An 18801-nucleotide genomic window follows, 5' to 3' on the forward strand; every position below is an offset into this window, starting at 1 on the left:
GCTACCGACCGCCCTTCTGGGCCATGACGCGCTTGGTGCGCGCGACCAGGCCGCCGCCCGTGATGATCTCCTGGATGAACGGCGGGAACGGCTGCGCCTGGAAGACGGCGCCCGTGGTCTCGTCGGTGATGGCGCCGGTGTCGGCGTCGACGGAGACCACGTCGCCGTCGGAGATGGCGTCGACTGCCTCGGGGCACTCGAGGATGGGCAGGCCCATGTTGATCGAGTTGCGGTAGAAGATGCGCGCGAAGCTCTTGGCGATGACGCAGGAGACGCCGGCGGCCTTGATGGCCACGGGCGCGTGCTCGCGGGACGAGCCGCAGCCAAAGTTCTCGTCGGCCACCACGATGTCGCCCGGCTTCACGCGGCTGACGAAGGTGGGGTCGAGGTCCTCGAGGCAGTGCTTGGCGAGCTCGGCCGGGTCAGACGTGTTGAGGTAGCGCGCCGGAATGATGACGTCGGTGTCGATGTCGCGCCCGTAGCGGAAGACGGTCCCTTTGAACTGCATCGTTGTCCTTTCTGTGCGCAGGTGGGGGCCGGCGGGCATGCCCCGTGCTCAGACAGCTTGCTACGCAAGAACTGCGCGCGGGACATGCCCGCCGGCCCTCGGAGTCGAGAAGAACGTGCGGCCGGGGAGGGACCGTCTTGCCGCGGTTCGCGCCGTCGAGGGACCTCCACCGGTAGGCTGATGTGTGGGGCGATTGTAGCGCGGGGCCTTTCCCGACCCGACGAAAAGGGGGACGGGTTCTTCGAGCATTAACGGAACTGCTCTCAGAACCCGTCCGGAGGATCAGGCTATGTCAGCGGCAAGCGCCCTTACGCGAAGGGGTTCTCCGTGGGGTACGGAAGGCTCTTGGGCTGGTTGTAGGCGATGTCCTCAACGCCGAGGAAGCGCAGGGCGTCGAAGAGGGCGCGCCCGCAGTGGTTAAAGGCCACCGCGCCGTGGTGCGGGTAGCGCTTCTGAATCAGGACGTGACGGTAGAAGCGGCCCATCTCCGGGATCGCGAAGACGCCGCGGCCGCCGAAGGAGCACGTCTGGACCGGCAGGACCTCGCCCTCGGCGACGTAGCTGCGCAGGACGCCGTCGGAGTCGCACTGCAGGCGGTAGAACGTGATCTCGCTCGGGGCGATGTCGGCCTCGAGGGTGCCGCGGGTGAAGTCGGGCTCGGAGCCCTCGGGCTCGAGCAGGCGGTGCTGGATGAGCTGGAACTTGACCGCGCGGTCGGCGCAGAGCTTGCAGCTCGGGGTGTTGCCGCAGTGGAAGCCCATGAAGGTGTCGGTGAGCTGCCAGTCGTGCTCGAACTTGCCGGCGATCTGCTCCTGGTAGAGGGAGGCGGGCACGGAGTTGTTGATGTCGAGCAGGGTCACCGTGTCGTCGGAGGCGCACATGCCGATGTGCTCGGAGAGGGCGCCATAGATGTCGACCTCGCAGGCCACGGGGATGCCGCGGGTGGCCAGACGCGAGTTCACGAAGCACGGCTCGAAGCCAAACTCCTCCGGGAAGGCCGGCCAGCACTTGTCGGCGAAGGCCACGTACTTGCGGGCGCCCTTGTGCTGCTCAGCCCAGTCGAGCAGGGTAAGCTCGAACTGCGCCATGCGCCCGAGGAGGTCGGGGTAGTAGTTGCCCTCGCCCATCTCGGCGGCCATGTCGGCGCAGACGTCGGCGATGCGCGGGTCGCCCGCGTGGGCCTTGTAGGCGACGAGCAGATCGAGCTCGGAGTTCTCCTCGATCTCCACGCCGATCTGATAGAGGCCCTTGATCGGGGCGTTGCAGGCGAAGAAGTCCTGCGGGCGCGGGCCGAAGGTGATGATCTTGAGGTTGCGCACGCCGATGATCGTGCGGGCCACGGGCACGAAGTCCTTGATCATCTGGGCGACCTCGGCGGCGGTGCCCACCGGGTAGGCCGGGATGTGGGCGGCGAGATGACGCATGCCGAGGTTGTAGCTGCAGTTGAGCATGCCGCAGTAGGCGTCGCCGCGGCCGTTGACCAGGTCGCCGTCGCCCTCGGCGGCCGCGACGCACATCGCGGGGCCGTCGAACTTCTGGACGAGCAGGGTCTCGGGGGTCTCGGGGCCGAAGTTGCCGAGGAAGACCACGAGCGCGTTGGCGCCGGCGGCGACGGCCTCGGCGAGCGCGGGCTCGACGTCGGCCTCGGACTCGACGGTCTTCTTGACCTCGACGGCGTCGACGCCGAGCTCGGCGACGGCGGCCGCAACGGCGGCGCGACGGCGCTCGGAGAGCTCGATCGGGAAGCAGTCGCGTGAGACCGCGACGATGCCGAGCTTGACGTCAGGGATGTTGCTGGACTTGAGTGCCATGTCTATCTCCTCTCCCCGAGACGCCGCAGACGGCGGCGCCCCTTTGAAATTGCGCTATCTCTAGGGTCCGTTTAGAAAACGTTTAGTAGCGTCAGAAATCTGCGAACGGTAGCTTTTCTGTCGGTATCGGCAGTCTCCGAGCAAGTCGTCGTTCTTCTCGTTGTTTATAAACGTTTATATGTTTTGGCGAGAAGAACGTCCGCCCGCTACGCCCCCATCCGCGCGAACGACTCCCTGAGCGCAGGGTAGAGCCCGTGCCAGATCTGATAGCGGCGCTCGTACTCCCCCGCCAGGGCTGCGTTGGGCGCGATGCGCTCGCGCTCGCTCACCAGCTCCCGCGCGCACTCCCCCACCGAGCCACACGCGCCCGCGGCTACGGCGGCGAGCATGGCACCGCCGTAGCCCGGCCCCTGCTCGGTCGTGGGCAGGACGAGCTCGATGCCCAGGATGTCGGCGAGCATCTGGAGCCACAGGCGGCTCTTCGCGCCGCCGCCGCACACCGTCGAGGACGCCACGTCGACGCCGAGCGAGCGCGCGATCTCCACCGAGTCGCGCACGGCGAAGGCCACGCCCTCGAGCACGGCGCGCGTGAGGTCGGCACGCGAGGTGGACATGCTCATGCCCGCGAAGGCGCCGCGGGCGTTGACGTCGTTGAGCGGGGTGCGCTCGCCCATGAGGTACGGCAGGAAGTACGGGAGGTCTGCCGGCGCGCTCGCGGGGTCGATCCCCGCCTGCTCGGCCGCCATGTCGTCCGTGCCGAGCACGTCGTTCACCCACCAGGCGTTGCAGCTCGCCGCCGAGAGGATGCACCCCATGAGGTGCCAGGCCCCGTCCGCGTGGCAGAAGGAGTGGATGCGGTCCCCCACGCCTGCCGAGAAGCTCGCCGTGGGGATGAACACGGTGCCGGACGTGCCGAGGCTGATGTTCATCGTGCCCGCGCCCACGGCGCCGGTCCCCACCGCGGCGGCGGCGTTGTCGCCCGCGCCGGCTGCCACGACCACGCCGCTCGGGAGCCCCAGCTCCTCGGCGACCTCGGGGCACAGCGTGCCGATGGGCTCGTAGCTCTCGTGGACGCGCGGCATCTGCGCCGCGGTGAGGTCGCAGAGCGCGAGCATCTCGTCGCTCCACGTGCGCCGCGCCACGTCAAAGAGCAGTGTGCCGGACGCGTCGGAGACGTCGGTGGCGTACGCGCCCGTGAGCAGGTGGTTCAGGTAGTCCTTGGGCAGCAGCACGTGCGCGATGCGGGAGAAGAGCTCGGGCTCCTCCTGCCGCATCCACAGGAGCTTGGGCGCGGTGAAGCCAGCGTAGGCGATGTTGCCGGTGAGCTCGAGCAGGCGCGCGGTGCCCACCTCCTCGTTGAGGTAACGGACCTGCTCGACGGTGCGGCCGTCGTTCCAGAGGATGGCAGGGCGGATGACCTCGTCGTCGGAGTCCAGCGCAACCAGGCCGTGCATCTGGCCGCCGCAGCCGATGCCCGCCACCCGGGAGGCGTCAAAGCCGGCGAGCAGCTCCGGCACGCCCTCGCGCACCGCGCGCCACCAGTCCGCCGGGTCCTGCTGGCTCCAGCCGGGGCGCGGGTACTCGACGTCGTAGGACCTGCTCGCGATATTGAGGATCTCGCCGTGCTCGTCCATGAGCAGGAACTTGCAGGCGGACGTTCCCAGATCGACGCCGATGAAGTACATGGCAGCCCCCTCGTCTGAACTTGACATTGTTGTCTGACGTCATCGTCAAATTGACGCTGACGTCAGGTTATAGCGTCAAAGCCGCCGACGCAAAAGCCCGGGGCCGAGCGGTCGGCCCCGGGCGCGGTCAGGCTCTGGCGAGCGGTTCCTAGCAGTAGTACTCCATCGGGTAGGTGAGGTAGGCGTTGGGCTCGAGCTGGTCGGCCGTGACGTAGCCGCAGGGCGCTGCGAGCAGCTGCGGGATGCGGTTCACGATCGTGGCGCAGGTGTGCTCGACCGTGGCGGGCTTGACCACGTGGAACTCGGTGTCGGGTTCGCCGGAGATCCACCAGTCGCACATGTCGCCGTCGTCGGGGCCGTAGACCTTGCCGATGGTCTCCTCCTCGACGGTGATGCCCTGCATGGTCTCGGCCGTGACCACCGCGGACATGCCGAGGCAGCGGCCGGCCTCGATGGTCTTGCCGAGGGTCTCGGAGTAGGTGTCCTGATCGGCGACGTACGGGACGTGCTTCTGCTCGATGGACTTGATCGTGAGGCCGAGCTTGTTGCAGATGGCCTCGACGGCGTTCCACGCGTAGGACGGCTCGAACTCGGCGGGGTGCGCGATCTTGGCCTCGAACTCCTCGGGCGTGAGGTCGCAGCCGTGGGCGTTGGCGAGCGCCAGGCCGTACTCGTCGACGTTGTAGCTGTAGGCGCCCTTGATCTTCTCGATCTTGTGGATGCCGCCGGCGACGATGCCCACCATGTTGATCCAGTAGATGTCCTGCATGCCGCTGCCGGTGATGGTGCAGCCGGTCTCCTTGGCCAGCGCGTCGAGGCGGTTGATCTGCGCCGCGGCGGTGGTCCAGGGGTAGATGGCCTCCTCGCAGGTGGTGATCACGTTGATGCCGCGCGAGACGCACTTCTCCACGTGGTCGTAGATGTCGCTGATGAAGCTGAAGAGGGTCACGACGGCCACGTCGGCGTCGCACTCGTCGAGGACCTTGTCGGCGTCGTCGGAGATGACGATGCCCGTCTTGACGCCGAGGCCGGCGAAATCGCCCACGTCCTGGCCAACGACGGCCGGGTCCACGTCGATGGCGCCCACGATCTGCGCGCCGTGCTCGTAGAGGTAGCGCAGGATGTACTTGGACATCTTTCCGCACCCGTACTGGACAACCTTGACCTTCTCCATCGTTGCTCCCTGCCCTCGCGCGGCCGTCCGATGCGGCCGACCTCGGGGCCGACTCTAGTACCCGGATATCGATTTCAGGGAAGGGGGAACCCGGCGGGCGCGGCGCGCGGCGCGGCCAGAGGCCCCGATTCCGGCGCGAGCGGCACATGGCCGCAAAATCGACCTTCGATCCATTTTTAGTCGTCGACGAAAACAAAAGTCGCCTCCGATCCATGAAAAATGGAGACTCAAGGACGCGGGTGCTTTTGCTCAACTGGACTTTTTCTCTCGGACCCTCGTCGAGAAGCCGTCGCAGTCGCATTTTTCCATGGATCGGAGGCGACTTTTGTTTTTCGCGGGATAGGAATATGGACTGAAGATCGATTTTGCAGGCATATGCCGCATGCGAGAAGAACGCGAGGCAGCAGGGAGCCCCCGGTCCTTCTCGCCAAGCGAATCACGAAGCGAGCGAGCGCAGCGAGCGCTGAGCTTGGTGAGAAAGACCGGGGGCTCCCGGGCAGGTCAGAGACCTTACAGGTCGGACGGCAGGGCGATGTGGCCCGCGACGGCCGAAGCGGCCGCGACGGCGGGGCTCGCCAGGTAGACCTCGGAGGTGGGGTCGCCCATGCGGCCCACGAAGTTGCGGTTGGTCGTGGAGACGCAGCGCTCCCCCGCCGCGAGGATGCCCATGTAGCCGCCCAGGCACGGGCCGCAGGTGGGCGTGGAGACCACACAGTGGGCGTTGATGAAGATGTCCATCAGGCCCTCGTGGACGCACTGGAGCCAGACGCCCTGGGTCGCGGGGATGACGATGCAGCGCACGCCGTCGGCGACGGTGCGCCCGCACAGCACCTCGGCCGCGGCGCGCATGTCCTCGATGCGGCCGTTGGTGCAGGAGCCAATGACGGCCTGGTCGATCTTGATGTGGCGGCTCTCGGTGACGGGATGGGTGTTGGAGGGCAGGTGCGGCCAGGAGACGCACGGCACAATGTCGGCGGCATCGATGTGGATGACCTGCTTGTAGACGGCGTCCTCGTCGGGGTGATACTCGACGAAGGCGCGCTGGGTGCGGCGCCTCACGTACTCGCGGCACGTGTCGTCGACCTCGAACAGGCCCGCCTTGCCGCCGGCCTCGATGGCCATGTTGGCAATGGTGAGGCGTCCCTCCACCGAGAGCGCCTCGATCGTGGAGCCCGCGAACTCCATAGCGCAGTAAAGCGCGCCGTCCACACCAATCTTGCCGATGACGTAAAGGATGATGTCCTTGGCAGAGGCGCCCTCGGGCAGCTCGCCGTCGACGACGATGCGGATGGTCTCGGGCACCTTGAACCAGGCGCGACCGGTCGCCATGCCCACGCCGGCGTCCGTGGAGCCCACGCCGGTGGAGAAGGCGCCGATGCCGCCGTAGGTGCAGGTGTGGGAGTCGGCGCCGATGACGAGGTCGCCGGGCACCACGACGCCGCGCTCGGGGAGCAGCGCATGCTCGATGCCCATGCAGCCCTGCTCGTAGTAGTGGGTGATCCCCATCTCGTGGGCAAAGTCGCGGGTCACCTTGGTCTGCTCGGCGCTCTTGATGTCCTTGTTGGGGGCGTAGTGATCGGGAACGAGGCAGACCTTGTCGCGGTCAAAGATGCCAGCGCCGATCTCGCGCACCGTCTTGATGGCGATGGGCGCCGTGATGTCGTTGGCGAGCACGAGGTCGAGGTCGCACTCTATGAGCTGGCCGGGGACGACCTCCTCAAGGCCGGCGTGGGCGGCGAGAATCTTCTCGGCCATCGTCTGGGGACGTGCCATGCTACTTCCCTTCCTTGGAACGCGTGGTCTGGATCATGCGGTTGATCGCGTTGACGTAGGCCTTGGCGCTCGAGACGATGATGTCGTTGTCCGCGCCGCGGCCGGTGTAGACGCGGCCGTCCTCGGCGGTGATGCGCACCGTGACCTCGCCGATGGCGTCGATGCCGCGCGTGATGGCCTTGACGGAGAACTCCGCGAGGTCGCCGTGGACCGCCACGACCTTGTCGATAGCCTGGTAGGCGGCGTCGACCGGACCGGTGCCCGTGGCAGCGACCACGTGCGCCACGCCGAGCTCGTCGGTGATCGTGGCCGTGGCCGTGGGGATCAGCGGGTCGCCGCAGGAGACCTGCAGGGCATCGAGCGTGTAGACGGCAGCGACGTCGCGCTGGCGCTCCTGGACCATCGACTCGAGGTCCTCGTCGTAGACCTCCTTCTTCTGGTCCGCGATCTCGAGGAAGCGCTGGTAGACCTCGTCGAACTCGGTGTCGGCGAAGGTGTAGCCGAGCTCGGAGAGGCGGTGGCGCAGCGCGGCGTGGCCGGAGCGCGCCGAGAGGATGATCTCGGAGCCGGCGGCGCCCACGTCGGCGGGGTCGATGATCTCGTAGGTGTCGCGCGCCTTGAGGACGCCGTCCTGGTGGATGCCGGAGGAGTGCGCGAAGGCGTTGGCGCCGACAATGGCCTTGTTGGCCTGGACGCTCATGCCGGTGATGCGGGAGACGAGGTGGCTCGCGCGGGTGAGCTCCTGGGTCACGATGTCGGTGTGGGCGTCGAGCTCCTCGCCGTGCATCTTGATGGCCATGACGACCTCCTCGAGCGCGGTGTTGCCGGCGCGCTCGCCCAGGCCGTTGATGGTGCACTCGATCTGGCGGGCGCCGTTCTTGACGCCCTGGAGGGCAAGGGCCGTGGCCATGCCGAGGTCGTTGTGCGTGTGCACGGAGATGATGACGTCCTCGATGCCGATGACGTTGTCCGCGAGGCCCTTGATGCGACGCCCGAAGTCCTCGGGCAGCTGGTAGCCCGTGGTGTCGGGGATGTTCACGACGGTGGCGCCGGCCTTGACGACGGCCTGGATCACGCGCTCGAGGAACGCCTGGTCGGCGCGGCCGGCGTCCTCGGCGTAGAACTCGACGTCCTCGACGTAGCGCTTGGCGTACTCAACGCAGTGGACGGCGCGCTCGACGCACTCGTCCTCGGTAATGCGCAGCTTGTCGCGCAGGTGGCTCGGCGAGACGCCGATGCCGGTGTGGATGCGCGGGCGCTTGGCCGTCGCGAGCGCCTCGGCCGCGCGGTCGATGTCCTTCTCGACGGCGCGTGTGAGGCCGCAGACCACGCAGGAGTCGCCCGCGAGACGGCCGATCTCCTGCACGGAGCGGAAGTCGCCCGGGGAGGAGATGGGAAAACCCGCCTCGATGACGTCGACGCCCATGCGAATGAGCTGCTGGGCGACGACGAGCTTCTCCTCGGTGTTCATGGAGGCGCCGGGGGACTGCTCCCCGTCGCGCAGCGTGGTGTCAAAGATGTGAATCTTCCTGGTCATGGTGTTGGCCTTTCTCGTCTGCGGCGCAGTGGCCCAGTGTTAGTGCACGATTATGCCTAAAACGGTGCGCGTCGGGGCGGCGTGGGCGGCAGATGGATTCTGCGCCGTAACAAACAGGGGCGCGTCTACAATGTGACGTGGCCGACGAAAGGAGCCACATGTATCGTCTCATCGCCTGCGACCTCGACGAGACCCTGCTCGACGACGAGCACCGCATTCCCGAGCGCGTCCGCCGGGCGATCGCCGCGGCGCGCGAACGCGGGGCGCGCTTCGTCCCCGCCACGGGAAGGCCGTTTGAGTCGGTCAACGACACCCTGGCCGACCTCGGGCTCCTCGACGCGGCCGGCGAGTACGTCATCTCCTTCAACGGCGGCGTGCTCACCGAGAACGCGGACACCTCCCGCCCGCTCACCACCTGCTCGCTCGCGCCCGACGTGGCCGAGGCCCTCTACCAGGCGGGCATCGAGCGCGGGCTCTGCGTTCACGTCTACACGCTCGACCACGTCTACCTCTACAACTACTGGCCCGTCGAGCGCTCCTACATCGAAGGCCGCATGAACATCGTCGAGACCCACGAGCCCACGCTCGACTTTGTCGAGAAGAACGGCGAGGTCGTCGTCAAGCTCCTCTTCATGAGCCTCGACATGGACGAGCTGCGCCGCACCGAGCGCGAGCTCGCCGCCGCCGGGCTCACCGCGGGCCTCGACGTCGTCTACTCCTCCAACCGCTACCTCGAGTTCAACGCGCCCGGCATCAACAAGGGCGCGGGCCTGCTCGCGCTCGCTGAGCACCTGGGCATCGCTCCGGGGGAGACCATGGCCATCGGGGACAACTCCAACGACGTCCCCATGATCCGCGCCGCAGGGCTCGGCGTGGCGGTCGCCAACGCCTCCGAGGAGGCCCGGGCCGCCGCAGGCTACGTCTGCGATGACGACAACAACGCCGGCGGGGTCGCCGAGGCGATCGAGCGGTTCGTGCTCGGCGCGTGACCTGCCGGGCGCCCGGGACGACCCCCCCCCCCTGCTCACAATTGACAAGAGACGTCGGGCGACGCCGCAGCGTAGCGACGTCGTTGTGACCAGCGCTGCCCCGCGTTCTGCGTATGGGCCCACATTCTTCAACTCCAATAGCTTGATATTAAAACTTTCTGTTTATACGAATTAGCATTGCGCTATAACCAATTGACCGTTAATTCATACCGCTGACGGCATAGCTGAAAACGTTTTCAGTTTGAAAACTATCATTGAAGAACTCTCATTTGAACACGGTGAAGTTGCTAAGGGAGGTGATGTCCGTCAGGCAACGACACGCCAGCACGAAACACATCCCCCGGTTATCACCTTGATTCTGTTTTCAATCATGAGGAGAAGAACATGGACTCATCACTCAACAGGGAATGTCGCGTCGCGCGGCGCTGGTCGCGCTTTGGCGCCGTCGCCCTTCACGGCGCCGCTGGGCTCGGGACTATCGCGGAGATCGCGTTTTGCCTTCTGCTCGTCAGGAAGGGCCTCCCGGACGTCCGGGACATCCTGCTCTTCGAGGTGCCCCTCGTCCTCTCCCAGTGCATGACGCTGGGCACGATCTTCCTGCTCGCGGAGTTCCTGAGGCACTTCTGCAGGGACGACTCCCCCTTCGGCGGAGCCCAGTCGACGCGCCTCGTCATGACCTCCGTGCTGCTGCTCGGCCATCTGCTGCTCGAGCTTGTGGTCGCCGGGACGGCGCCGGCAGGGGCCCTGGAGTCGCTCGCCCTCGACGTCGACCTCGATCTCAAGGGCGCCGTCTTGATGGTGTTTCTCGTCTGCCTGGCGATGGTCGTTCGATATGGAAACGCTCTTAAGGAGGATTCCGACGCCTTCGTTTAGATAATATAGTCCTATGTAAAAAACGTTCACGGAGGTGACGAGGTGCCCATTGTCATGAGGCTCGACCGCGTAATGGCGGAGAGGAAGATCACGTCGACGGAGCTTGCCAAGCGGATCGGCACCTCCACGGTCAATCTCTCGAACATCAAGAACGGGCACATCCGCGGCATGCGCTTCTCGACGCTCGAGGCCCTCTGCCAGGTGCTCAACTGCAAGCCCGGCGACCTCATCGACTACCTGTCGCCCGAGGAGGCCGCCGCCGAGCAGTCCCTCGGCGAGATTCGCGAGCGCAACTACCAGTAGACTCACCCACGCGAGCTCTACGCGAGAGGGGGCGACGGGACATCCCGCCGCCCCCTCCTCTCGTTCGTCACGACGAGGCGCTCACTCCCAGGCGGCGCGCCCCATGAGGCGGAAGCGCTCGATCATCTCGCCGGTGAGGCTCGCCCGGTCCCCCGTCCGCTCGAGGGGGATGTCGGCGCGCGAGAACCAGCGCGCCTCCTTGAGCTCGGTGCGGTCCACCGCGATGGTCGGGTCGCCGTCGACCTCGCACCAAAAGCCCACGAGCAGCGTGTCCGTGAAGCTCCACGGCTGGCTCTTGTAGAAGCGCAGGTTCTTGACGGTCAGCCCCACCTCCTCCATCACCTCTCGGCGCACCGTGTCCTCGAGCGGCTCCCCGATCTCGGTGAAGCCGGCGACGAGCGCCCAGAGCGCCGTGGTGCGGCCGGCGTAGCGCGTGAGCACGATCTTCTCGTCATTGCCGTCGCAGCTGGTCACGGCGCAGATGATGCCTGGGCAGATCTTGGGGTAGACGATGTGGGCGCACTCCGGGCATACGATCTCGCGGCTCGCCGGGGCGAGCTCGGTCGGCGCGCCGCAACGGCCGCAGAAGCGATTGCCGCGATACCAGCGGTCGAGCTGGGAGCCCGTGGCGGCAGCAAACAGCAGATGCTGCGGCTCGGCTCGGCGCAGCCAGCTCACGGACTCGTACGAAAAGCCCGCAGGCGCGGCAACCCGGTCGTCAAGGGCGAGGAAGAATCGGTCCTCCCCTAGCGAGAAGAGGTAGATCGTGCGGCCCGGCCTGCGCGTGTAGTCTCCCAGGCGCGGAAGCTCGACCTCCTCGCCTGCGTCGCCGGCGTCGGCGTCCGCGCGACCCACGTGCGTGACCCGCGCGAGACAGCCGTCGCTCGTGAAATGCAGGACATAGTCCGCATCCGCCGGTTCGAGCGACGAGAAGCGGTTGTCATAGACGTGCCCTGGACCGACCTCCTGAATCATGCTTCCTCCCAACGTGGGTCCCACGAAAATGGCTGCTGCCTGACATCATGACGCTTGACGGCCGGCCCGGACTCGGAAATCCATGGGCGGGAGACGCCGCTTTCATGCAAAACCGCTCTTCGATCCATAATGAGCTCGCGCCGAAAACAAAACCTCGCTTCGATCCATGGGTTTTCACGCCTCCGGGCCAAAACGAATAATCGCCATCTGCGGTTTTGTCCTGACGGCGCCCTCACGCTCCCGCTTTGAGCCCATTTTTCCATGGATCGAAGCGAGGTTTTGCGTTGCCGCCATCAGCAATATGGATTGGAACTCGATTTTGCAGCGCCCGCGCGTCCGACCAGGCCTAGTCCCGCCGACGCACGAGGAGCTCGCTCACCAGCACCGCCACGAAGATGGTTCCAAAGCCCACGGCAATGCGAGGCGTCACGAGCTCATGGTAGAAGATCACACTGGAGGCCACGGCAAAGACGCTCTCCAGAGAGAGCAGCAGCGACGCCTGGGCGGGCGGCACGTGAGCCTGCCCGAGGTTTTGCACCACCATGCACACGCACGAGGAGAGCAAGACGAGATAGGCCAGCGAGAGCCACACGTCGGCGGATGAGAAGATGGCCGGGTCGGGCGGGGTCTCGGTGAGAGCCGCCGTCCCAAGCGCGACGAGCGCGCTCACGGCAAGCTGGACCACCGTAAGCGTCATCACGTCGTGAGCAGAGGAGAAGCGCGCCACGAGCACGATGTGCACGGCGAAGAGCGCCGCGGCGGCGAGCGTGAGCCAGTCGCCGCCGCTCATGATCAGCGAGAGGTCGTCGCCGAGGGCGACCAGCCCCACGCCCACGATGGCGAGCGCCGCCGCGACGAGGTTGTTTGCCTCGGGCCTGCGGCGCGTGACGGCCCAGTTGAAAAACGGCACCATCACGCAATACGTGGCGGTGAGAAAGGCGTTGCGACCAGGGGTGGTGTCGTCGAGGCCAATGTTTTGCACCACGAAGGCAGATCCCGATGCCACGCCGAGGATGGTACCCATCACGAGATGGCTCAGGTCGAAATTGTCACGCAAGGTGCGCCAGAACAGCGCGCCCACGATGAGCGCGGACACGAGAAAGCGGATGCCCATCAGCCACGCGGGCGGGATGACGTCGAGCGTGTCCTTCATCACGACGAACGAGCCGCCCCAGATGGCGGCAGAGAAGGCGAGGGCGACCTTCCAGGCCCACTGGGGCACGGCACGTCGCCCGGGGCGCGCGCCCCTCGTAACCGCTCTGTCCATTTCCGCATTCATGGAGCGCGATTATAGCAGCCCACTCGCGGGACGCCGGCGAGCGAGCGCCCGAAAAACGACGCCGTCGGGACTCATGCGCGGACCGTTTTGCCGTAAACTAGACCCTGACTGGCAAGGACCGGTCGCATGGCACCGACCTCAACACCACGGAGAGGAGCATTACATGCAGTATTCCGCAGAAGTCGAGAATATGTGCCCCGTCGCCAAGGGCGCATATCACGGCCCCGCGCCCATCCCCGAGGAGGGCAAGTGGGTCCAGGCCAAGGAGATCAAGGACATCTCCGGCCTCACGCACGGCGTGGGCTGGTGCGCGCCCCAGCAGGGTGCCTGCAAGCTCACCCTTAACATCAAGGAGGGCGTCATCGAGGAGTGCCTCGTCGAGACCCTCGGCTGCTCCGGCATGACCCACTCCGCCGCCATGGCCTCCGAGATCCTCCCGGGCAAGACCATCCTCGAGGCCCTGAACACCGACCTCGTCTGCGACGCCATCAACGTCGCCATGCGCGAGCTGTTCCTCCAGATCGTCTACGGCCGCTCCCAGACCGCCTTCTCCGAGGACGGCCTGCCCGTCGGCGCCTCCCTCGACGACCTCGGCAAGGGCCTGCGCACCCAGGTCGGCACCATGTTCGGCACCAAGGCCAAGGGCGCCCGCTACCTCGAGCTCGCCCAGGGCTACGTCACCCGCATGGCGCTCAACGAGAACAACGAGATCATCGCCTTCGAGTTCCTGAACCTCGGCAAGTTCACCGAGGCCCTCAAGGCCGGCAAGACCCCCGAGGACGCCATCGCCGGCGCCATGGGCCACTACGGCCAGTGGGAGAACGCCGCCAAGTACATCGATCCGCGCACGGACGAGGAGACCCACACGGTCGCCAACGTCTTCCCCGTTCACGAGTAGAAAGGGAGGGAAAACCAAATGGCAGTTTCGTTTGAGGGCTATGAGCGCCGCATCGACAAGATCAACAAGGTGCTCGCTGAGAACGGCATCTCCTCCCTCGAGGAGGCCGAGCAGATCTGCCTCGACAAGGGCGTGAACCCGCGCGAGATCGTCGAGGGCGTCCAGTCCATCGCGTTCGAGAACGCCAAGTGGGCCTACGTCTGCGGCTGCGCCATCGCCATCAAGAAGGGTGCCACGAGCGCCTCTGAGGCCGCCGCCATGATCGGCGAGGGCCTCCAGGCCTTCTGCGTCCCCGGCTCCGTCGCCGAGGACCGCAAGGTCGGCAAGGGTCACGGCGACCTCGGCGCCATGCTCCTCGGTGACGACACCGAGTGCTTCGCGTTCCTGGCCGGCCACGAGTCCTTCGCGGCCGCCGAGGGCGCCATCGGCATCGCGCTCAACGCCAACAAGGCCCGCAAGAAGCCGCTGCGCGTCATCCTGAACGGCCTCGGCAAGGACGCCGCCCAGATCATCGCCCGCATCAACGGCTTCACCTACGTGAAGACCCAGTTCGACTACTTCACCGGCGAGCTCAAGGTCGTGGAGACCATCCCGTACTCCGACGGCCCGCGCGCCGAGGTCAACTGCTACGGCGCCGACGACGTCCGTGAGGGCGTTGCCATCATGTGGCACGAGAACGTCGACATCTCCATCACCGGCAACTCCACCAACCCGACGCGCTTCCAGCACCCGGTTGCCGGCACCTACTTCAAGGAGCGCGTGCTCGCCGGCAAGAAGTACTTCTCCGTCGCCTCCGGCGGCGGCACCGGCCGCACCCTGCACCCGGACAACATGGCCGCCGGCCCCGCCTCCTACGGCATGACCGACACCATGGGCCGCATGCACTCCAGCGCCCAGTTCGCCGGCTCCTCCTCGGTGCCCGCGCACGTCGACATGATGGGCCTCATCGGCATGGGCAACAACCCCATGGTCGGTGCGACCGTCGCCTGCGCCGTCGCCGTCAACGCCGCGCTCAACGGCTAGTTCTTCTCGCCAGCGTCTTGGCTCGGGCCGCCACCTCCGGGTGGCGGCCCGTTATTTTGACAATATCGTCAGGTTATAGTGTCAACTTTCGGTCTCCCGGACGGCGTTATGAACCGTCCCCCTGCCCACCCCCGTCACCCGCTCGATTTCTCGTATCGAGAGACCGCCTGCTCGCAGGAGCCGCAGCGCCTCGTTCCTCTCCGCACGCGGCAGCGCCTTGACATCCGATGGCAATGCCAGCCCCGCGTCACTAAGCAGCGACCGCGCAAGAGCACCCACCTCGTCGGGCGTCCTGCACAGCGAATGGGGCGAATACGAGACCATGCCCGCCGAAGCCGAGGCGCATAGCTCGACAAACCCCGCGGGGCCACCGAGCATGTCAAGCACGACCGCGGTATCCGAGACCTTTGGCTCTGTAGTGCCGACATACTCTCGGTAGCTGCTCCACTTGTACTCTGACGCCGGGCAAATCCCGGCGCGCTCGGGATTGAGGTGGACATACCGCACGGCGGCGAGCAGATAACGGTCATCCTCGATGGGGGCGCTGCTAAACCTCGCCTGAAACACGTGTCCCGCATGTCGCTCCCTGCGATTGAACCTGCGACAGTATGTCGTGAGCAGGCACTGCATGGTTTCGCTCAGGCGACTTTGGTCATCTCGCAAAATCAGGTGCACGTGATTGCCCATCAGGCACCAAGCGATCACGCCGACTTCATTTCTCCCGGCAAAGACGCTCAGGAGTTCGACAAAGGAGCGGCGATCATCGTCGCTTTCGAAGATGTTCTGCCGCCCGTTGCCTCTTGACACCACATGATAGTAGCCGGACTCCGACAACGATCTTCCGCCAACAGCCACCTTGTCCCCCCCCCTTTCGATAGGTGGCAGAATAGTTCCTCTCAACCTCCTAATAGTCAAGTTTTATGATGTGTTTTTATCTTGTTGTGTAATAGTATTCTGATAGCTGCGTGATAGAGACGTGGCAGCCGCGCGGCAGAAAGCGGCAAGAGAAGGGTTGACAATATAACCTGACGCCAGTGTCAAGCGAGGACAGGTTGGGTTGTCACATCCGACCTGTGATATCGATTTCGGCGAGCGGTATTGCCGGCAAAAGCCGTTGTGGTAGAGTACCCGCTGACTTGATTCACCCACGAATCTGGGAGGATTGAAGACATGGACGCCACCGACCTCGATCTTGCTCGCGCCCTGCTCATCGCCGAGAAGGACGCGACCCTCGTCGCCGTGCGCGGGGACGAGATCCACGTCTGCCGCGAGCGCGGCGTGAAGCCCCTCCTCAAGATGATCAAGGACGGTCGCAGCCTGCGCGGGTTCTCCGTCGCGGACAAGGTCGTGGGCAAGGCGCCCGCGCTGCTCTACGCCGTGCTGGGCCCCGACGCAGTCTTCTCCCCCGTCATGTCCTGGACCGGCCGCGCGGTCCTTCTGTGCTCCGGCATCGCCACGAGCTATGACACGCTCGTCCGTCACATCCAGAACCGTGCCAACAACGGCCAGTGCCCCATGGACTCCTCCGTCACCAACGTCTGGGAGCCCTACGAGGCCGTGGGCGTCCTGATGGATCGCGCCAAGCAGATGGCGCTCGGCGTGTAGGGACGCGCCGAAGCAGCAGCCTCGCGCAATCGCCAGCCGAGAAGGACGACCTCAGGGACCGTTCTTCTCGGCTTTTTTCGTGCCGAGTTGAGCCCGCGCGGGCAACGGCAAAATCAGTCATACTTGACGGCAGGCACACTGACGAGAAGGACACGGCATGGGCAGATCTGGCGGAGGCGGAGGCGGCTTCTCCGGCGGGGGTCGCTCCGGCGGCTTCTCCGGTGGGGGCCGTCGCTCGGGAGGGTTCTCGGGGGGCGGCTTCTCAGGAGGCCGTTCCGGAGGGCGCTCGGGCGGCTTTGACGCGCGGGGCGCGGGCGGGCCTCCCCCGGGGCCCCGCGGCGGCTATGCGCCTCGGCCGGTCTTTCACATGGGCGTCCCCTTCTTCGGCGGGTTCCGTCGGGCCTCCGTGGGGGTTCCGGTCGCCGGGGGCGGGGGCGGCTGCGGGTGCCTGGGGGGCATCGTCGGCATCCTGCTCGCGGTCCTGCTCGTTGCGGCCCTGACCTCAAGCCTCTCCACCTGCGGCGTCGCCTCCTTCGGGCCCTCCTACTCCGAGAGCCAGACGACGGTCGCGTCGGGCACCGTCCGCGAGAAGCTCCCTGCGGACGCCGTCACCAAGACCGACTACTACACCGACGCTGACGGCGACTGGATCCACGACGCCGGGCGCCTCACACGCGGCCTCGAGGAGTTCTTCGACAAGACCGGCGTTCAGCCCTACGTCTACATCCTGCCCAACGGCACCACGTCCTCGGTCAACGAGCTCACCGCCGAGGCCGAGCGGCTCTACCCCGAGCTCTTCTCGGACGAGGGGCACTTCCTGCTCGTCTTCTGCGACGACGGAAACGGCACCTTCAACTGCGGCTACACCGTGGGGACCGCCGCCTCCGCCGTCATGGACTCCGAGGCCCTGAACGTGCTCGCCGACGAGCTCAACGATGCCTACAACAATGCCGCCACCGACGAGGAGGTGTTCTCCGACGCCTTCTCCGAGACCGCTGACCACATCATGGCCGCGGCCGAGGACGAGCAGCGCGGCCAGACCACCCTGCTCGTCGTGGGAGGAGTGGTCCTCGTCATCGCCGTGGGCGGCGCCATCGCCTACGTCGTGAAGCAGCGCAAGGCCAAGCAGGACGAGGAGCAGCGGAGGATGGAGGACATCCTCAACACCCCGCTCGAGAAGTTCGGGGACCAGGACGTGGAAGATCTCGCCGACAAGTACGAGGACAAGGACTAGAAAGGAAACCTAGCATGGGCATTCTGGACCGCTTCACCACCATCGTGAAGGCCAACGTCAACGAGCTGCTCGAGAAGGCCGAGGACCCCGCCAAGATGGTCGACCAGTACCTCGTCGATCTCACCGAGTCGCTCGCCGAGGTCAAGCGCGAGACCGCCTCTGTCATGGCCGAGGAGGCTCGCACCAAGCGCGCCGCCGACGCCAACGCCGACGAGGTCGCCCGCATGGAGGACCTCGCCAAGAAAGCCCTCAGGGCCGGAAACGAGGACGACGCCCGCGTCTTTCTGGCTAAGAAGCAGAAGCTCGAGGCGTCCGGGGCGGAGCTCTCCAAGGCCGCCGACGCCGCGCGCGCCAACGCCGACAAGATGCGCCAGATGCACGACAAGCTCGTGGGAGACATCGAGGACCTCAAGCGCCGCCGCGAGACGATCAAGGCAAAGATGTCCGTGGCCAAGACGCAGGAGAAGGTCGCTGGCTACACCTCCGGCTCCGACAAGGCCGAGAGCGCCATCGAGGCGTTCAACCGCATGGAGGAGAAGGCGGACCGCATGCTCGACACCGCAGACGCCATGGCGGAGCTCTCTGCCGAGGCCGTCGACGACGCCGAGGCCCTCGCAGAGAAGTACGCGAGCGCCACGAGCGACGCCGCCGTGGACGACGAGCTCGCCCGCCTCAAGGCCGAGATGGGCCTGTAGGAACGGCTCATAGATACCATTTGACAATATCGTCAGGTTAAAACGTCACATCAAAGCGGGGCGGACGCAATTCAGAGCGTCCACCCCGCTTTTCGTTACCACCGCTGAGGAATCGTTGACAATATAACCTGACGACATTGTCAATGCGTACCGGACAGCGTGGTCCAGAGGGTGATGAGCGCCACGATTACCACGCCGAGAAACACGACGTAGATACAGCCGATCGTAAGACCGGCCTTGAGGGCTCCGAGCGCGAGCCAGATCCGCTCCTTGGTCGTGAGCTCGATCTTCGGGCGGCGCTCACGCTGCTCGAAGGGCCGCACGCTCCCCCGCTGCGGGGCGTGCCCCAGAAACGACGGCCGCTCCACCGCCGACATGTCGGCGATGATGCGGCCGTCGTCCTCAAAGTCGTCTGTCCTGCGCCTCGCAGCCACGGACC

Annotated in this window: 18 protein-coding genes; 8 read left to right on the plus strand and 10 right to left on the minus strand. The window is 66.1% G+C overall.

From position 1 onward, the window contains the following. Position 1: 1 nt before the first annotated feature. The 6 genes from NW198_RS05475 to NW198_RS05500 all read right to left on the minus strand — a co-directional run bounded on the left by NW198_RS05475 (position 2) and on the right by NW198_RS05500 (position 8488). Positions 2-508 carry a 3-isopropylmalate dehydratase small subunit gene (locus NW198_RS05475; RefSeq protein WP_258340335.1) on the minus strand — a complete coding sequence of 169 codons (507 nt, stop codon included), beginning with the start codon at positions 506-508 and terminating at the stop codon, positions 2-4. Between the two features lie 308 nt (positions 509-816). Then, a complete protein-coding gene (locus NW198_RS05480) occupies positions 817-2319 on the minus strand; it encodes an L-fucose/L-arabinose isomerase family protein (RefSeq protein WP_258340336.1) in 1503 nt (500 codons plus the stop codon). A 206-nt stretch (positions 2320-2525) separates the two neighbouring features. Further along, complete coding sequence (gene xylB / locus NW198_RS05485; RefSeq protein WP_258340337.1) at positions 2526-4004, minus strand: xylulokinase; 1479 nt, start codon at positions 4002-4004, stop codon at positions 2526-2528. Positions 4005-4152: 148 nt separating this feature from the next. Continuing rightward, positions 4153-5178 carry a Gfo/Idh/MocA family oxidoreductase gene (locus NW198_RS05490; protein WP_087315654.1) on the minus strand — a complete coding sequence of 342 codons (1026 nt, stop codon included), beginning with the start codon at positions 5176-5178 and terminating at the stop codon, positions 4153-4155. 510 nt (positions 5179-5688) lie between these two features. Next, on the minus strand, positions 5689-6951 hold the full coding sequence (leuC, locus tag NW198_RS05495; RefSeq protein ID WP_258340338.1) for a 3-isopropylmalate dehydratase large subunit: 1263 nt from the start codon (positions 6949-6951) through the stop codon (positions 5689-5691). A gap of 1 nt (position 6952) precedes the next feature. Beyond that, on the minus strand, positions 6953-8488 hold the full coding sequence (locus tag NW198_RS05500) for a 2-isopropylmalate synthase (RefSeq protein WP_087315658.1): 1536 nt from the start codon (positions 8486-8488) through the stop codon (positions 6953-6955). A gap of 158 nt (positions 8489-8646) precedes the next feature. On the opposite strand from NW198_RS05500, the gene NW198_RS05505 reads away from it, so the two are divergent. The 3 genes from NW198_RS05505 to NW198_RS05515 all read left to right on the plus strand — a co-directional run bounded on the left by NW198_RS05505 (position 8647) and on the right by NW198_RS05515 (position 10653). Continuing rightward, entirely contained in the window at positions 8647-9477 is an 831-nt protein-coding gene (locus tag NW198_RS05505; RefSeq protein ID WP_258340339.1) for a Cof-type HAD-IIB family hydrolase, read from the plus strand. A gap of 384 nt (positions 9478-9861) precedes the next feature. Next, positions 9862-10350, plus strand: a complete 489-nt coding sequence (locus NW198_RS05510; protein ID WP_087315662.1) for a hypothetical protein — start codon at positions 9862-9864, stop codon at positions 10348-10350. A gap of 42 nt (positions 10351-10392) precedes the next feature. Continuing rightward, positions 10393-10653, plus strand: a complete 261-nt coding sequence (locus NW198_RS05515) for a helix-turn-helix transcriptional regulator (protein WP_258340340.1) — start codon at positions 10393-10395, stop codon at positions 10651-10653. A gap of 81 nt (positions 10654-10734) precedes the next feature. Here the strand turns inward: NW198_RS05515 and nudC are convergent, their stop codons facing one another. Together nudC and NW198_RS05525 are read right to left on the minus strand one after the other, a co-directional pair. After that, on the minus strand, positions 10735-11628 hold the full coding sequence (gene nudC, locus NW198_RS05520) for an NAD(+) diphosphatase (RefSeq protein WP_258340341.1): 894 nt from the start codon (positions 11626-11628) through the stop codon (positions 10735-10737). A 346-nt stretch (positions 11629-11974) separates the two neighbouring features. After that, positions 11975-12895, minus strand: coding sequence for a DMT family transporter (locus tag NW198_RS05525; protein WP_258340342.1), 921 nt, complete (start codon positions 12893-12895; stop codon positions 11975-11977). 175 nt (positions 12896-13070) lie between these two features. Between NW198_RS05525 and NW198_RS05530 the strand changes: the two genes are divergently transcribed. After that, on the plus strand, positions 13071-13805 hold the full coding sequence (locus NW198_RS05530) for an iron-sulfur cluster assembly scaffold protein (protein WP_258340343.1): 735 nt from the start codon (positions 13071-13073) through the stop codon (positions 13803-13805). 18 nt (positions 13806-13823) lie between these two features. Continuing rightward, positions 13824-14828 carry a GGGtGRT protein gene (locus tag NW198_RS05535; protein ID WP_087315672.1) on the plus strand — a complete coding sequence of 335 codons (1005 nt, stop codon included), beginning with the start codon at positions 13824-13826 and terminating at the stop codon, positions 14826-14828. Positions 14829-14909: 81 nt separating this feature from the next. Here the strand turns inward: NW198_RS05535 and NW198_RS05540 are convergent, their stop codons facing one another. Then, complete coding sequence (locus NW198_RS05540; RefSeq protein WP_258340344.1) at positions 14910-15683, minus strand: transposase; 774 nt, start codon at positions 15681-15683, stop codon at positions 14910-14912. A gap of 315 nt (positions 15684-15998) precedes the next feature. Between NW198_RS05540 and NW198_RS05545 the strand changes: the two genes are divergently transcribed. The 3 genes from NW198_RS05545 (at position 15999) to NW198_RS05555 (ending at position 18362) form a co-directional block, all read left to right on the plus strand. Further along, positions 15999-16433: a DUF1893 domain-containing protein gene (locus NW198_RS05545; RefSeq protein WP_258340345.1), complete on the plus strand. Its 435-nt coding sequence runs from the start codon at positions 15999-16001 to the stop codon at positions 16431-16433. Positions 16434-16590: 157 nt separating this feature from the next. Then, a complete protein-coding gene (locus NW198_RS05550) occupies positions 16591-17667 on the plus strand; it encodes a hypothetical protein (protein WP_258340346.1) in 1077 nt (358 codons plus the stop codon). A 14-nt stretch (positions 17668-17681) separates the two neighbouring features. Beyond that, positions 17682-18362 carry a PspA/IM30 family protein gene (locus NW198_RS05555; RefSeq protein ID WP_258340347.1) on the plus strand — a complete coding sequence of 227 codons (681 nt, stop codon included), beginning with the start codon at positions 17682-17684 and terminating at the stop codon, positions 18360-18362. A 140-nt stretch (positions 18363-18502) separates the two neighbouring features. Here NW198_RS05555 and NW198_RS05560 read toward each other — a convergent pair whose 3' ends face one another. Continuing rightward, the gene (locus NW198_RS05560) at positions 18503-18796 is read right to left on the minus strand and encodes a hypothetical protein (protein WP_258340349.1); all 294 of its coding nucleotides are present in this window, start codon (positions 18794-18796) and stop codon (positions 18503-18505) included. Between the last annotated feature and the right edge of the window lie 5 nt (positions 18797-18801).

It is taken from the genome of Thermophilibacter sp. ET337, from assembly GCF_024733715.1.
Taxonomy (GTDB): Bacteria; Actinomycetota; Coriobacteriia; order Coriobacteriales; family Atopobiaceae; genus Thermophilibacter.